The following is a 15,398-nucleotide window of genomic DNA, read 5'->3' as shown; positions in this document are numbered from 1 at the left end:
ATCCCTTATAGGTAGGCTATAAACCCCTTTCAATCATTATTATATCTATATTTTTCTGAATTGTCAAATTGTTTCTTTTTCGTAATAAAAAAGTAGCTTTGTAGGTTCTTCAAGGGTTTGAGGCTGCTGTCGACCCCCCGGTTTTTTTGCAGGATTGAGGGTCGACAGCAAAAAACTGTGGCTTTCAGTCCACAGTTTTTATATTTTATTATTTACTCCAATTAATAAACTGTTCAAGATATTCTTTACATATCTCAATTCATTTAAATCATTCGTAATTATTTTATTTTGTACTTTTTATTTTTTACACTGATAAACATAAGCCGATAAGATTAACCGCTTTAAGGTTAATCCTTCCATTAGATTAAGTTTTCCCGCACTCAAAGTGCTGTCCAATTTCATACATTACAACTGTATAGTTAAGTTTAGCTTCATTTTCACATAGTATTATTTGTTTTTATAAAAATATAATTCCTCTGACATCATTCCAAAACCTTCTTCGTTGTTGTCACCTAATCCTAAACAATTTGCTAAATATATAAGCTCCTTAGAACCATACAGCTCACATTTTGACTTTAAATATATTTTTCCTTCTTCTACAATTTTATCTGGGGTATTCCTAAAAATTATTATAAACGAATCATTATCAGGTTTTTTGCCATACACATTTTCATACTTCCTCATAATTTTATCCCTAATCAATTTATTATACAAAACAGGGTTCTCAACAAAATCAACACTTTTGCCCTCTTCTTCTAAAACTAAAACAGGGGATAAAAGATACCCTTCATTAAAAAACTCTATCCTTTTTACTCCCACATCAATATTTATGACTTTCCCATATTTAAATTCAATACCCTCTTTTAAAATATTATTTATCGCTCTATGCAAACCTCTAAAATTTAATGTTGTAAAATCAAATCTTGCCTCATCAATTGCATAAAACCCATCCTCTATTACCTTTTTTCTTTTACAAACTAAATCCGAAAACGCAAACCTTTCTATTCCCAATTCTTTTAACCTTTTGCTAATTGAACTTTTATACTCTTTTTCAATGAAAAATGGGTTTTTAAAACCCATTTTTATACTAACTCTAACACCCTTCATAAAACTTACCTCAAGGTAATTTTTATCCATCCAAGTGGGGCTTCTATCTTACCATTTTTATATACTAATCTTCGTGTTTTTGGAAACATATCTTCATATATTCTACCTTTACTTACAACCTTTAGTTGTTGAATAAACTTATTATCTATCTTTTTAATAACACTCTTTGGCTTATAGCCTGTTGAAAAACCAACTTGTAATAGAAATTCATTTTCTGCAAGTTTCATATCACGCAGTTTTTCATAAAAATTCAATACATCAGTTAATTCACCATTATTATATTTTTCATAAAACTCAATTTCAGAACCAATATAGCTATATACTTCCTTCTTTATCTTTGACGCATAATTCATTACACTTTCAATATTCTTAATACCTGTAAAACTATTTTCTTTAAAATATTGTATAAATCCACTACTTATTTTACCCTTTAGCCTTGTTCCCCTTTTAAGTGCCTCTGTATGTATAGAAACTGCCCTTTGTTTATCTTCTATGTTTTCTCTTCCTGCAAACCACTTTGCTTTTCCATTACATACATTCAACACCTTAATATCACAAAGTTCAAGGTTTGAAGCATCTACCACATCAGTATCAGATATGTTTAAAAATCTAAAAGGAGAGTAATTAGGAGAACCAAACAACTCTTCTTCTGCTCTATCATCGCATACTTCACTTTTCTTTTTATTTTTTACAGAATTATCTAAACTTCTCAAGTAAATATCTTCTTTATTAAGTGCCCTACTCAGCGTACTTCTTACAGCACCCTTTATGGAACTTCCTGGTATATATGGCCTTCCTGCTGTTTTCATTATTTCATTTATTTCTCTTATTCTATTTGTTGAACCAATATAATCAAGTTCGTATTTTATATAGCTTTTATAGTTTATGCCTTCTCTCTTTAGCTTATCTACCAAACTTTCTCCTTTATTAAAATCAAATGCTACAACTATATCCAACGCCTTTTTATTTGCCTTTATCATTTTCATTATATCAATTATATATGCTTTTTTACCTTCAACAACAACTTGAAAGCTTGGAATTTTATCCCCTGATGTCACAGTTGTTGGAGATAAAATCTCAATCTCATAATAATTTACTTTATAATCCATTTTCCCCCTCCTTATTCAAAGGGAACTAAAAATGCCCTGCCATATTTGTAAACCTTATGTTCGTTAAATCCCTCTGGAGTATCATCAAAAATTGTTCCTTCAGCTTCTCCTTCTACAATACTTCCTTCCTCAAACATCCTGTATATATTATGCTTCTTTGTTTTTACATATGGTGAATATATATATCCTGTTCTTTCTACAATTCCATAGCTTAAAAACTTTTCTATCTCCTCTTTTTTAGGTAAGCACAAAGATATAAGAATATTTTTATTTAAAGGCTTCTCTAACTTTTCTTCAAAGGCTTCAAACTCAAAATGTCCATAACCATAGCTTCTCATTCCACCTAATCCTTCATCAGCCAACAAGTTTAAAGCAGAGAAAACCTCATCCTTTAATTCATCCTCAACATCCATATAGAACCAAAGTCCACAGCCTTCATTAAACCTACAACAACTTGTATAGTAAATGCTTGAACCATTATTTAATCTATCTACTACAACCCTTGGTCTTTCTTCTATTTTGTATATATATTTCTCTATTTTCTTAGATAAAAGCATATTTCCTACTACATATTTATCCTTTGCCTGTCCCCTTAAAACCTTCTCGCTTATATATTTTATCTTCTTATCCTTTTTAAAATCATCTAAATACATCTTGTTACATATTGGTCTTGGATAAAGGTACTCATCATCTACATAGTAAAAGGAGGATGAAACCTTAAGTTTGCCTTGTAATATGTTATCTAAAAGATTATCTGTTTTATCTTTTCCAAATAAAAGTGAATAGCAATTTACAATACCTGAAAATATAGTATCAGAATGAATAGTTGTGTCGGTTATATTAAACATACCCTCCCTATACCCTAAATGTATAGGTTCCTTAAATTTTAGCTTTACTCTATACCTTTTCATACCCATCATCCTAACTTAACTTCATTTAATGAATTAAATGGCCCAAAAACCTTTTTATCCTCTTTTCCTAAATAAGCATTTTTACCTTTATACTCTATTTTTATATTTTCAAACTTAACTTGTCCATAACCTCTGCTACCTTGACCACCTAAATAATCATCTTCAAGAAGTTTCATAGCAGTAAGTAGTGCTTCAAAGTATTTTTTATCATCATCATTGTACACATTTACAACAAAATTACACTTAAAGGTTGCCCCTGCTGGTACTCTTTCTGTCTGTCTTGGGTTTGCCGCAGATGTTATTCTGTCTATGTTATTTTCAAACTTTACTTCTGTATATTCAAAATCCATATTGTCCTTCATTTCATCTGTAATACTTTCATCTATAAGATGTGCATCCCTTACTATTAACCTTGTTGGTTCCACAGCTTCCTCAAATGTTCTATCCACATAAGCACCATTTGAGTTTGTTATTATTTTATGCTGTCCGTGATTTCTTCCAAAAAGACCACAAACAATACAATCCTTTTTATCACACATATGCATTCTTATAGAACCGTCTCCACCATTGTTTTTATAAACAGAATATGCAACATTACCAATAGTTAGTTTATTATTATAAAACTCCATTAAACTTCTAAGTTTACCCTTTAAGCTACTTCCTGGTATGTATGGTTTACCATATACATCCTTTATAACAGGATTATCAACTCCACCGATATCTAAGCTATTTCCTGCTGTACCAATATGAAGTCCTGTTAAAAGTTTTATTTCTGCATCTATTACATATTTTCCATTTAACACTATTTCATTAAAACCCATAATAATGTACCCCCTTTATTAATTTCCACCATAAGCCTTGTGGTATGCTATTACTGCCTCAAAGAAATCTTTAAACCTCTTTAATTCAGTCTTATCTCCCTTTAATGTTTCTTGAATTAGTATGTCAAAAACATTTTTAAAGTTCTTTAATTTAGAAAATCTACCTGCTGTATATCCAATCTGTGCTTTTATTAATCTTAAATTGTATTGATATTCACGTTTTTCATCATATTCAAGTTTTCTAACTTCAGAATATATTTTTCTAATTTGAGATACCGTTACACCATCATCCTTAATTCTTTTACCAACTTTTTCAGCAATTTCAAATAATAACTTTCCATCTGCATCCTTTTGAGGATTTAAAAGTATAGATGCAGTTTGTGCATTTAAAATATCCTCTTGATTATTTGGAATATTATTTTGCTGTTTCCCTTTGTTTTGATTATTATTTGGCATCTTTCCTACCTCCTTAACCCCTACTTTCTATATCAGACCAAAGTGTTGCTGTAAACAGCTTATTATACAATGAATTATTGTTCTTTAATATTTTGCTTATAAGCAATTTAATATTTTCTTTAGCATCCTTATGTCTTTCTTGAAGCCTTGCAAAATAATAAACAAGCCTCCAAGATTTAAACAAATCTCCCTCTTCCTTACTTCTTTCATATTGATTAATAATAGAATAAATTGTGTAATATATATTTCTTGTTACATTTTTATCAACAACCAGATGCTTCATATCGTTTTTAATCTCTTTAAACTCCTCAAACTCTTCCCATCCTATAACATCCTTTAAGAAGGAAAGGGCATTTTTTGTCTTACCGCCTCTTTCATACTCTTTAGCCATATCTAAGCTATCTCCAGCATCCTCTGCAACCCTAAACACAGGGAATTTAACATCTGGTGCAATCTCTATTGCCATTGATATTGTAATATCACTATTACCACCAGTATAATCATTAAACTTATGTGTTAAACCATATGCTAAATCTGGAAGACTGCTCCAAGGACCAATTATAAAGAAATCATCTCCACCTGAGTAAATAACCATACACTCTTTATAATTTTCCCTTACATAGTCCTCAAGGAATTTTCCAAAGAAGATCTCAAGCTCAGAGGATAACGTCGCAACCCTTGATATTGACTTGTTTTCTCCCAAACCTTCTAAGAATATTCTTCCAAGGTTGTCAACATCACCTCTTAAGACTCCCCACCTTTTAATTCCTTGTGCCTTTTGTGAAACTTCCTCAAGGGTAGCTACCCTACTACCTTCTTTATACATATAATTTGCTGTTTTAATGTAGCCTGATGTATTTTTAAAGTCTACTCCTTCTTTGTTCACAGAAAATGCCTTCTTATTTAATTGATCTGTAAACTCAATTTCATATCCAAAGGAAGCAAAAACATCTTCTACCCTTTTAACTTTTCCATTAAACTTTTCTCTTTTGTGTAAATACACATACTTGTTTCTATAAAGTGCATTACCTAACTCAACAAAGGATTCACAAAACTCACAAATATCTCCCTTAATTTCTCTTTTGCAGTATGGACATATATTTATATTTTCTCTTGGCATAAAGAAATCTTCATTTAATATGTTTGAAAACTTCTTAAATTTTTCTTCTGAAAGTTTGTTTCCTGCAGCCCAGAAAACCTTTGAAAAATCTGCAGTAGCTAAATCACCAATATTAAATTCGACGCAGGATAAAAGAACAGAAACATCTATTCCGTGTGCTTTAAATAAAACTTCTTGTATTTTTTTCTTATACTCTTCTATTCTCTCCTTTGTTTTATTGGGTGCAATTATATAAAAATGTCCTCCACCACAATATAGTATATTGCTTAAGGTAAGTCCTTCCTCATCAACTATATACCTTGCAATGATATCAAGAATATATGATAGGTAAAATGAACGAGCCTTTAGATTCTTTAGAGCATCCTCCATATCTATGTTATACAAAAAGCTTTGAATACCAGATATATCACCCTTTATTAAACAAAATATGTTTTCCTTAAAAAGCTCCTTATTAAGCTTTACTTTTGTATAAATCTCATCTATTTTTCTATAGTCTCCATTTTTTATTTCTTCCTCAAACTGCTTATATAAGCATACTGCAATTGCAGCAGTTGTTTTAAGGTGTGAAAAAAGGTTTATATCTGGTCTTGAATAATAATATGCAGATGGAACATTTGAGGTGTATTCACTTAGTATATAGTATATTCTATCTATATCTCCCTCTTCCTTTATAACACCCTCAAATTCATCCCACAACCTTTTGTATGAAACCGATATATTTTGTTCTTCGCTATCCATAAGTTCATTAAACTGCGATAGCCTTGAAATCCTTTTATACTTTCTTTTTTCTTCTCTACTTCTGTTTAACTTAACCAAATTTAAAACAGAAATTAGATTTTTACAATCATCTTCCTTTTCCTCTCTTTCACCTGAAGAGAGCATATCTGCTATTGATATGATTTTTTCATATACATCAGTTGGTTTGTGGTGATTCCTAACAAGCCTCTTGATTTCATTTATATTTGGTAAGTTAAGTTTTTCACAAAAGTAGGCACCCCACTCCTGATGTCTTGGAGAATATGCACCCTCCTGTTCATATATCGTCTTGTATGCCCTTTTTACCTTTTCCTTTTCATTATTATCCTGCGTCCTTTGATAAAACTTACCTATATCGTGCAAAAGGGCCGCAGCATATAATTCCTTCATCATATCCCCCCTCTTTTTTGGGCTACATTTATATTTTTCGTTACAATTTTACAAATTCCTTTTTTTATTTTAATTATTATATAAAAAATTTTTCTAAATTTTAGTGTAAAAATAATTTAAAAAATCATAAATGTCTCATCCTTCTCTCTTATAAGCCCTGTATCTACATTGTAATAGTCCTTAAGAGCTATTTGGGGAAGTACAAATATACCATATCTATTCTCAAAATTTTTATAAGTTTTTTCTGGAACAGAGATGAAATAATAGTTAAGTTGATTCTTTATCTTTAAATATTCTTCTCTTCTTTTTTCATAATCTTTTATTAATAATATTTCAAAATATTTCTTTAAAGTTTTAACTGCCTCATCATCTACCTCTACAAACACATCTATATATGTAGGATTGTTTTCAATTAAGGAAAACCTGCTTAATGGGTATTTATAGTCACCTGTGAATATAAGCCTTTTTATAGACTCTATATAACCATTTGAAACATCCTTTTGTTTATTATTTATAACCATTTTAAAATAATCATTTATTAAATTGTAATAATCCTTTTCAAATATAACCTCTTTATTCTCAATCAATTCCTTTGTAATATTAACTGAAGTGTTCCCATAAACATGCTTTGAAAAAAGTTCTCCCTTTTCATTTACCATTTTATATACATATACTTCACCAAGCTCTTTTTTGCCGTTTCTGTTACACCTTCCTGCACATTGAATAATTGAATCAAGTGGTGCTAAATCCCTTATCACTACATCAAAATCAAAATCAACTCCTGCCTCAACAACTTGAGTTGAGACAAGTATAATCTTGTCCCCTCGCTTTAGCCTCTCTGATACCTCTTTTATCCTCTCCCTTCTATGCTTTGGCACAAGGTTTGTTGAAAGATAATACACATCCCTATCTAAGTCCTTAAGCCCACTAAATATCTCAATTGATTGATTTATTGTGTTGCATACGATTAAATAGGATTTATCTTGTATATTCTCTTTAAACTCCTGTATAAACTCACCAACACTTATGGATTCAAGCCTTGGGATTAATTTCGTCCTATTAAATAATGAAAAATACTTATCGCACCCCTCTAAAAGCTCAACAGCCCCATTTAATATTGCAGGTTTTGTTGCCGTCATCATTATTATTTTTACCTCAAGATACTTAACAGCAAGATTAAATATAAAGTCAATTAAAGGATAATACTTTATATCTATTGCCTGAACTTCATCTAAAAGAATTATAGAACCTCTTATGTTCACAAATTTTTTAAGCATTCTGTTTCTATTGCCGATTAAAGTTTCAAGAAGCTGAACAAAGGTAGTAACTACAACTCCACTTTCCCAATTTTCTATAAGAAGTTCCTGCTGTGTTTTAGTATAATCCATATTTTCATCTAAATACTCAACATCTGCCATACTGTGATGCTTTATTAAATACCTTCCCTTGCAACTTTGGTATTCTTGAAATTTTGAAAATAGCTCCTCTATTACATCATAATTTTGGTCTATTATTGATGTAAAGGGAAGAGAATATATTATTCTTCTATTACCACCTAATAGTTCCCTTAGTTTCAACGCAGAAAAAAATCCTGTATAAGTCTTTCCTGTACCCGTCGGTGCTGTTATCGTAAACATACTTTTATCTTTGTTTTTTTCTATGTTTTGAAGGACATTTTTAAATATACTGCTTCTTATTCCATTTATATCCTGCTTACCCTTTATTTTTTCTTCCCTTTCCCTATTTAACCTATCATATTCTATAACTCCAATATCATCTAAAACTTTTGTATTTGATGCACTCAATTTATCTGCTGAAATTAGAGCAGAATAAAAATAAAGCAGATTAACATAGTGGATTTCACTCTCTTGCCTTTCAATTTTAAAATGGATTTTTCTAAGTTCCTTTAATATATCTAAAACGTCCTCCTCTAAAAAATCATTAAAAATCTGCCCTAAACCCACCATTTCATAATCTTTATATATTTCATCTTTGTTTTTCTTTATATCCTCCATCTGCTTTTTAAATATGTTTATCTTATCAAGAACCCAAATGTCCCCTTCATCTATTTTCTTGAAGTTCTTAGGTAGGTGTTCAAGTGGAGTCTCTAAATTGCCGTGATGATGTAAAATAGCAAGATAAACATACAAAGGGTACGGTTCCTTTAAAAGATTTAAGGCAACATATCCCCCAAAGATTGCAGATATAAAGCCGTGTTTTGAAAGTTCCGATGTTTCTTTACCAAATAAATGTCGTTGAAAATAGGTTGTATATTTGCCAAAATCATGACAAAAAGATATTACCCTATAAACCTCACCATCTTCATCTCCAAACAATCCTTTATTTATATCATATACTTCCTTTAAATGTTCAATTAGAAGTTTATCTGGATGAGAATAAAATGGCATTTTACCCCTCCTAAAGTTTAAGGGGACTTTATGTCCCCTACATAAATACTATATTTTCTCCATTTTGCAGTCTTAAAGCATCGCAATTTAACTTTACCTTAAGTGCCTTTCCTTCCTCCTCAAAAATATATGTTGCAGCCTCCTTAATTAGCCTATCACTATAAAAATCTCTTGGCATTCTCTCCCTTGCAAGTGTAAAATTTTCAAAGTTAAAATCTAATTTTTCTATAAAATCCTTATTTACTGGAGTTACAATCTCATGTGTGCCATCTATATTTTCAGCCTCAAATTCCCCAACAAACTCAAAGGAGGCACTAAAGGGTGCGCCACCAAAGTAAATGGGATATTCACATCTTGATGTGGCTATTTTATCCTTTATTATTTTATATACTTCTTCATCTTTATGATTTAAATACACCCTGTACAAAACACTCCCATTTTGTGCCGCAATAACTTCAAAGGGAACCTGTGTATGATCCTTAACCTTATAAACATCCTTAGGATTTTCTATCTTCATATAGTTTAATGTCTGCATTATTTTCCTTGGTTTAAACATAATTCTAACAGATAAATTTAAGTTTTCACTGGAAAGTAATTCATAATAGCTGTCTCTTTCATATCCCATAATAGCTGCTACTATTCCCATAAGGGTGGTTCTAGGGGGGAGAAGGTAAGATAGGGAGGAGGAATTTGTGTAAAACTTCCTAAAGTGTGCAAGCCTTCCCTTCATATCAAAAACTAAAACCTTCATAAAATCACCCTACTCAACTTCAACAAGATTAAAATCTTTTAATGCTTCCTTTAAATCCACCCTACTTCCATTTACCGTAAGTTCAAGTGAGCTGTCTGCGAAATAGAATATTCTATTTATCTTATCCTTATTTTCATCAAGCTTTTCTACAAGTCTTGTAATATCAAGACTCACTTCTTCTATATCCCTTACATTTTCAACCCTTTCATTTAAAGATATATAGTCTCTAAAGTCTCCAAGAATAGTGTGGCTGTCCTTGTATTCAACTCTTAAATAAAGCCTTGGATATTGTCCAACCTTACTTCTTGTGGCAAGATTTACTATTGCATACTTCATAGCCTTATCTAAAAGTTGTAGGTCTTCTTCTTTTAACTTAGTTTTTTCTGCTCTTTTACCTGATACAACACCAAAGAAGGCAATTAGAGAATATTTTACCCTATAATCCTTTCCTATTGCACCTTGGCTATTTCCTGTATCACTTGAAAAATGAGATGTAATGGAGCTTTCTAAAAGTTCTACCTTGTTTAAAGAGTATCCCCAATTAAATTGAACTGGTCCAATGAAGGTTTTATTATCTCCCTTAACAGGCATTGTTGCCCCAAACATTCTAACGTCTATCAAATTGTCTAATATCCACTCATCTGTAAATTCCTTAAACTCCTTTGTTCTTCCCTCTGCATTTACTGTTTTACCATCTACTCCCCTTACAAATATGTCATAGCCTAAATCTAAAAGATAATCCCTTATGTATCTTTTTAGTCTTAAATCTGAAACAAGATTTATTTCCCTTTCATAGTCCATTCTTGGTCTATTTTCTTCATCTGGGTCTCCATTTGGATTACAAAGCTTTGCGTCATATAAATATAAAATTTCATTATTGTTCATTTACATCATCCTCCTTTAAAAATGGTTTTACACTTGCATAGGAATATCCTGAAAGAATGTAGTATAGATTTTCATTTTTATTTAAACTCCAATTTGATAAATTTTTGTCAATAAGTCTTTTAAATTCATAGTAAACACCTTCATTATACACCCTTAGCGGCTTATCATTTGCCTTTTCTTGATTAAGTTTATTAAACACGTCCGTTGACAACCTCATTAGTTTCTGCTTATCTATTCCATTGAAATTTATTTTATTTAGAATTGGCTTTTTATCCCCAAGCCTTTTTCTTTGTGCATTGCCTATTTCACCTATTAAATATCCGAGTAAAAACAGTGCTGTTCTTTGCTCATCATACTTCATTGTTTCAATGTATTTCTTTAGGTCATCCTTTAGGGACAATTCCCTTACATCCATTCCTTCTCCCTCCTTCAGACAGCCAATTTTTTCAAGTACCTTTGTAAAAATCAATGTCTTATTTATATATGTTTCTACCCTTTGATAAAAGGATATATTGTACTCCTTAAAGCTTGAATCACCCTGTCTTCTAAATATGATTTGAGCTGCTCTGCAAAAGTCATTTATAAGCTTTTGTCTATCAAGGTGTCTTGTTGATAAAATTGCATCATATATGTTAAGAATATTTCTATATTCAGTTGCCTCACCCTTGCTTTCACGTATTGGAACCATTGAATATATTGTGTTTAAGTTAAATTTTATATCTGGTATAAAATTATTTAGTTCACCACTTGAAGTTTTAATAGCTCCTGCTAATCTCTTAAATATACTTGGATTTACATCCTTAATAAACCTCTGTACCTTTGTTGAAGCTTGATTTTTTGTATAGAATATGAAGTTCAAAAGAAAATAATGATTACTATTTTCTAATGAAAGGGACATATCTATGTCTTCCCTCAAATCATCTATGGATTCTAAATTTTTTAATGTATCAAAGGAATTTTTTATTTTGTCCTTTACAAAGTCGAGGTCTTTAATATTTATTACATCACCATATATAAAATGGGGCAGAATATATACATTGAACTTAGCAAGCCTTGTATTTAGGTTATTCATAAGATATGTTTCACCTGCAAGAAGGCTGTTTAGACAGTTTTCACAAAGCTGTAGATTTCTTTTGTATTTGTTCTTATTTAGCTCACTTGCAAAATTGGATAGATTTGTTGTATAAAATTTTATTTTTGTCTTTGTTAGGTCATCTGAAACATTTTCACTGCCACCACAAAGATGACAAACACTATTTTCTCCCTTTGATTTTGAAGATGTCTTTGGCTTTTTGGATTCAATCACTGCCTTTTTATACTCATCATAATCTGTAAGAGGTATTCCATCTATACAAAGTACAAAAATACCAAAATCCTTTAGTTTCATATCATATTTATTTTTTATATATTCTTCTATTTCTTTTGTTAGAGCATCTGAAAACTTACTACCCTTTTTCCCTTCTTTTATATGTTCTTGATACTTTGCTTTTACATCAATATATAAACCAAGCTTTTTCAAGTCTATTGCGTATCTAAATCTTTTTAGGTCTTCATCCTGAAGGTCAATATAAAAGTTTTCCAATATATACTTCATCTTTGAATTTAAAAACTCTCCCAAGTCTATACTATTTAGGTTATATATTGTTTGATTTAAAAAATATCCTAAACTGCTGCTTGATGCATACCATTGGGGAGAATTTGCACCATCTGCTGAACCTACAAAGCAATATTTATATGCAGTGTCACTACTCATTTCTTCATTAACATCAATATCTATTTTTAAATCTTGTGTATCAAAATTTAGCTTAAAAACATATCTAACCTTACCCTTAACTTCTGGTTCAAGTTCCTTTATAATGTTATCTAAGAGTCCCCTTTCCTTTAATGCAGCCTGTCCTAATTGAATAATTCCCTCTATCAATCTATCACCTCCTATACTTCTTCTATACAACCAAACCCTTGTGAATTTTTACTGCCAAGTCCAGCCCCATAGGCAAACTCAAGTATTTCCTTTGAAGCATCTATTTTAAATACTCCATTCCATCCCTTTATAACTGTGCCTTTATAAAGGACTATACTTTGATTTAAGGTTTCCTTAACTGGTGTAATCTTTATGTCTATATCCTTTAAATTAGTATCATAGTATGAATTGTATTTATATACTAAGTTTCTTTTTATTAACTCCTCAAACTCATCTTCAGAAGGATTGTAGTAATAGGTCTTTTTACTTCCATCCCTTTCAAAGGTACTATAAACAGTAATTGGAGATTTTGTAACAAACACATTTCCATCAAGCTTTGGATAGATGTATCTTATATTTTTTACCTTTACTTCATTACCAATAATGTTTATTGAGCCATTTTCTATATAGTTTTCTACAACATATCTTAAAAACTCATCATCTACCGATGAAATCAAAAGCTTTGCAGAATCTTGAAAAATTATTCTCTTATTTTTATTATCTAATCTAAACTTTCCCTCCAGCCTTGAAAAGGTATATAATTTATATCTTCTGTTGTTGAATTCATAGCCTTTGTCGTGTATAAACTGTGCATATTTTTCATCATTTATCCATTTTAAAATTACCGCCTGCATAATATGGTTGTAGTGGATAGGAAGATTTAGCTCATCAAACTCAAGATTAAGTTCTACTCTCATAAGACACCTCTTTTGTTAAAGTTTGTTAATATATACTTCTATATTTTTCTTAAAATTCCTGCTACAATTTTATAATAATCCTTTCCTATCCTATTTTTATTGCACTAAATTATTGAATTTTGTGGGTTTTTATCAAGTCCCATAACTTCTCTACTTGAATATTTTAGGCTGTTGAATTTATATATTATTACTGAATCGGCTTCTTTTTTTATTATCCTATTTAGCTCCATTTGTAACTTCTTTAAATTTGCCTCAGTTATATCACCTTCAAACACTGAATTTTGAACCCAAGTTAGATATTCTCTACACTTCTTTAAAACCTTTGCAACTCTTTTTTCTTCAACATCATAAACAAGTATTACAAACATATATATCACCACCTTGCAACAAAGGGATTGTACTCCTCATCTTGAGTTATGTGTTTTTGAATTTTGTATAGTTCCATTCTTATTAGTCTTCTATAACTTACAGTTTGGTTTAGTTTTGGATGATTTATTGTTACATCCAACTTATTTTGAAACTCCTGAACAAATATCTTCCTTCCCTTTTCATTTAAAATAATTCCATTTAGCTGTTCATCAAAATCATCCTCTGTTAATTGATTTCTGTTTAGCAAGGAAAAAATTAGCCTGTCTATTATAGATGGTTTAAATATCTCTGCTATATCTAAATTTAAAGTAAATTTTCTGTTATTTGTTGAATGAAGATAACCTATACTTGGATTTAACTGGGTATGATATATTTCAGATAATACTGCAGAATAAAGAAGTGAGTTACCGAAACTAATTAATGCATTTAATCTATTAAGAGGTGGGCGTTTACTTCTTTTCTCAAATACAAATTCAGGTTTATTTATTATTTTATCAAAGCAAGAATAATAAACTTCTCTTATATTCCCCTCTACTGCCATCACTTCTTCTATACTCTGTGATTTTTCTAAATCCTGTTTTTTATCTACTATCTCATTTATCTTATCTTCTATTTCAACACCTCTTGATTTATAATATCTCAATACAACGAGCATATTTGAAAAAGCACCATCTATTATTTTTTTAGCTAAATTTAATCTTTTATCATCGTTCATATAATATTCTGCTTGTTTTAATAGAACATATCCTGAATTGAGATGTTCTCTTGGATAGAAACTGCCTACATAATATCCATAGTAATTAAAAAAGTGTAGCAATATTTCCTTTTGAGCCGCAAATTCTAAAAACCTCTTGTTGACATCCACTTCTCCAAATATCCATATATTATTTATTTCTTCTACAGGTAAATATTTTTTAGTGTCTTGTGTTTCAAAATATAAGGTATTGTCCTTTCTTTTTAATTCGCCATTTGAAAATATGTATATATCCTTGTTCATCTAATCACTCCTATGCATAACAATATTCTCTATAAGCACAGTTTTTACAGTAAACACATTCTTCAACTTTTGGAGGAAGTGGGGATTCGATTATATTTATTATTTCCTCCTCCATCTTCTTTAACTTTATTATATTTTCATCTGTGAGCTCAACTTCTACACGTCTTCTTTCTTCTGGGTATTGTAAAACACCCTTTGCCTCAATTCCTGCCTCATTTAATATTTTTAAATAATAAAGAAGTTGCCATTTTGATGCCTCTAAAAATTTAGAGGACTTTTTTGTTTCACCTATTATTAGTTTATTTTGGTTCTGATACATAACATCAAAAGCTACATTACCAAAACGTATTTCCTTCTCGTTTCTCCTATAGTAGTTCTCGTGTATAAACCTCCCGATATCAATGTTTTCGTCATCTTGATTTGGGAGTATACCGTGGGACATTAAGTACACTTCCCTTTTACAAATGTTGTAATACCAAATTAAAGTTCCATTTACATCCATTACATCACCACCTTTTTTTGTAAAACTTAAGCTCCAAAGTAAAGTATTACCTTTACTTTGGAGCTTTAAACCTCATAGGTAGGCTATAAACTAAATGAATTAATTAAACAAGATTTGTATATTTACAAGTTTCAATCCCTTATAGGTAGGCTATAAAC

General features: G+C 30.5%; 14 protein-coding genes. All 14 read right to left on the bottom strand.

The window, feature by feature from the left end; genetic code table 11:
* Positions 1–447 precede the first annotated feature (447 nt).
* The 14 genes from BUB63_RS08145 to cas4 all read right to left on the bottom strand — a co-directional run bounded on the left by BUB63_RS08145 (position 448) and on the right by cas4 (position 15,240).
* Positions 448–1,107, bottom strand: a complete 660-nt coding sequence (locus BUB63_RS08145; RefSeq protein ID WP_159431464.1) for a CRISPR-associated endoribonuclease Cas6 — start codon at positions 1,105–1,107, stop codon at positions 448–450.
* 5 nt (positions 1,108–1,112) lie between these two features.
* Positions 1,113–2,216, bottom strand: coding sequence for a type III-A CRISPR-associated RAMP protein Csm5 (gene csm5 / locus BUB63_RS08140; protein ID WP_073248991.1), 1,104 nt, complete (start codon positions 2,214–2,216; stop codon positions 1,113–1,115).
* 11 nt (positions 2,217–2,227) lie between these two features.
* Positions 2,228–3,127 (bottom strand): type III-A CRISPR-associated RAMP protein Csm4, encoded by a 900-nt coding sequence (gene csm4, locus BUB63_RS08135; protein WP_073248990.1) that lies wholly within the window; start codon positions 3,125–3,127, stop codon positions 2,228–2,230.
* Positions 3,128–3,132: 5 nt separating this feature from the next.
* Positions 3,133–3,948, bottom strand: a complete 816-nt coding sequence (gene csm3, locus BUB63_RS08130) for a type III-A CRISPR-associated RAMP protein Csm3 (protein WP_027309034.1) — start codon at positions 3,946–3,948, stop codon at positions 3,133–3,135.
* Positions 3,949–3,966: 18 nt separating this feature from the next.
* Positions 3,967–4,404, bottom strand: coding sequence for a type III-A CRISPR-associated protein Csm2 (gene csm2, locus BUB63_RS08125; protein ID WP_051350689.1), 438 nt, complete (start codon positions 4,402–4,404; stop codon positions 3,967–3,969).
* Between the two features lie 13 nt (positions 4,405–4,417).
* Positions 4,418–6,670 carry a type III-A CRISPR-associated protein Cas10/Csm1 gene (gene cas10, locus BUB63_RS08120; protein WP_084106638.1) on the bottom strand — a complete coding sequence of 751 codons (2,253 nt, stop codon included), beginning with the start codon at positions 6,668–6,670 and terminating at the stop codon, positions 4,418–4,420.
* 116 nt (positions 6,671–6,786) lie between these two features.
* Complete coding sequence (locus tag BUB63_RS08115; protein ID WP_073248986.1) at positions 6,787–9,078, bottom strand: CRISPR-associated helicase/endonuclease Cas3; 2,292 nt, start codon at positions 9,076–9,078, stop codon at positions 6,787–6,789.
* A gap of 37 nt (positions 9,079–9,115) precedes the next feature.
* Complete coding sequence (gene cas5b / locus BUB63_RS08110) at positions 9,116–9,829, bottom strand: type I-B CRISPR-associated protein Cas5b (protein ID WP_073248984.1); 714 nt, start codon at positions 9,827–9,829, stop codon at positions 9,116–9,118.
* 9 nt (positions 9,830–9,838) lie between these two features.
* On the bottom strand, positions 9,839–10,714 hold the full coding sequence (cas7b, locus tag BUB63_RS08105) for a type I-B CRISPR-associated protein Cas7/Csh2 (RefSeq protein WP_073248982.1): 876 nt from the start codon (positions 10,712–10,714) through the stop codon (positions 9,839–9,841).
* A complete protein-coding gene (locus tag BUB63_RS08100; RefSeq protein ID WP_073248980.1) occupies positions 10,704–12,635 on the bottom strand; it encodes a TIGR02556 family CRISPR-associated protein in 1,932 nt (643 codons plus the stop codon). Before BUB63_RS08100 ends, cas7b begins: the two co-directional genes overlap by 11 nt.
* Positions 12,636–12,646: 11 nt before the next feature.
* Positions 12,647–13,372: a CRISPR-associated endoribonuclease Cas6 gene (gene cas6 / locus BUB63_RS08095; protein WP_027309041.1), complete on the bottom strand. Its 726-nt coding sequence runs from the start codon at positions 13,370–13,372 to the stop codon at positions 12,647–12,649.
* 104 nt (positions 13,373–13,476) lie between these two features.
* Positions 13,477–13,740: a CRISPR-associated endonuclease Cas2 gene (gene cas2 / locus BUB63_RS08090; RefSeq protein WP_073248978.1), complete on the bottom strand. Its 264-nt coding sequence runs from the start codon at positions 13,738–13,740 to the stop codon at positions 13,477–13,479.
* Between the two features lie 5 nt (positions 13,741–13,745).
* The gene (gene cas1b, locus BUB63_RS08085) at positions 13,746–14,738 is read right to left on the bottom strand and encodes a type I-B CRISPR-associated endonuclease Cas1b (RefSeq protein WP_073248976.1); all 993 of its coding nucleotides are present in this window, start codon (positions 14,736–14,738) and stop codon (positions 13,746–13,748) included.
* A gap of 10 nt (positions 14,739–14,748) precedes the next feature.
* Positions 14,749–15,240, bottom strand: a complete 492-nt coding sequence (gene cas4, locus BUB63_RS08080; RefSeq protein ID WP_073248974.1) for a CRISPR-associated protein Cas4 — start codon at positions 15,238–15,240, stop codon at positions 14,749–14,751.
* Between the last annotated feature and the right edge of the window lie 158 nt (positions 15,241–15,398).

The sequence above is a fragment of the Caloramator proteoclasticus DSM 10124 genome, assembly GCF_900129265.1.
GTDB classification, from domain to species: domain Bacteria; phylum Bacillota; class Clostridia; order Clostridiales; family Caloramatoraceae; genus Thermobrachium; species Thermobrachium proteoclasticum.
Note: the sequence above shows the minus strand (reverse complement) of the source record. Positions and strands in the feature narration are given on the sequence as shown.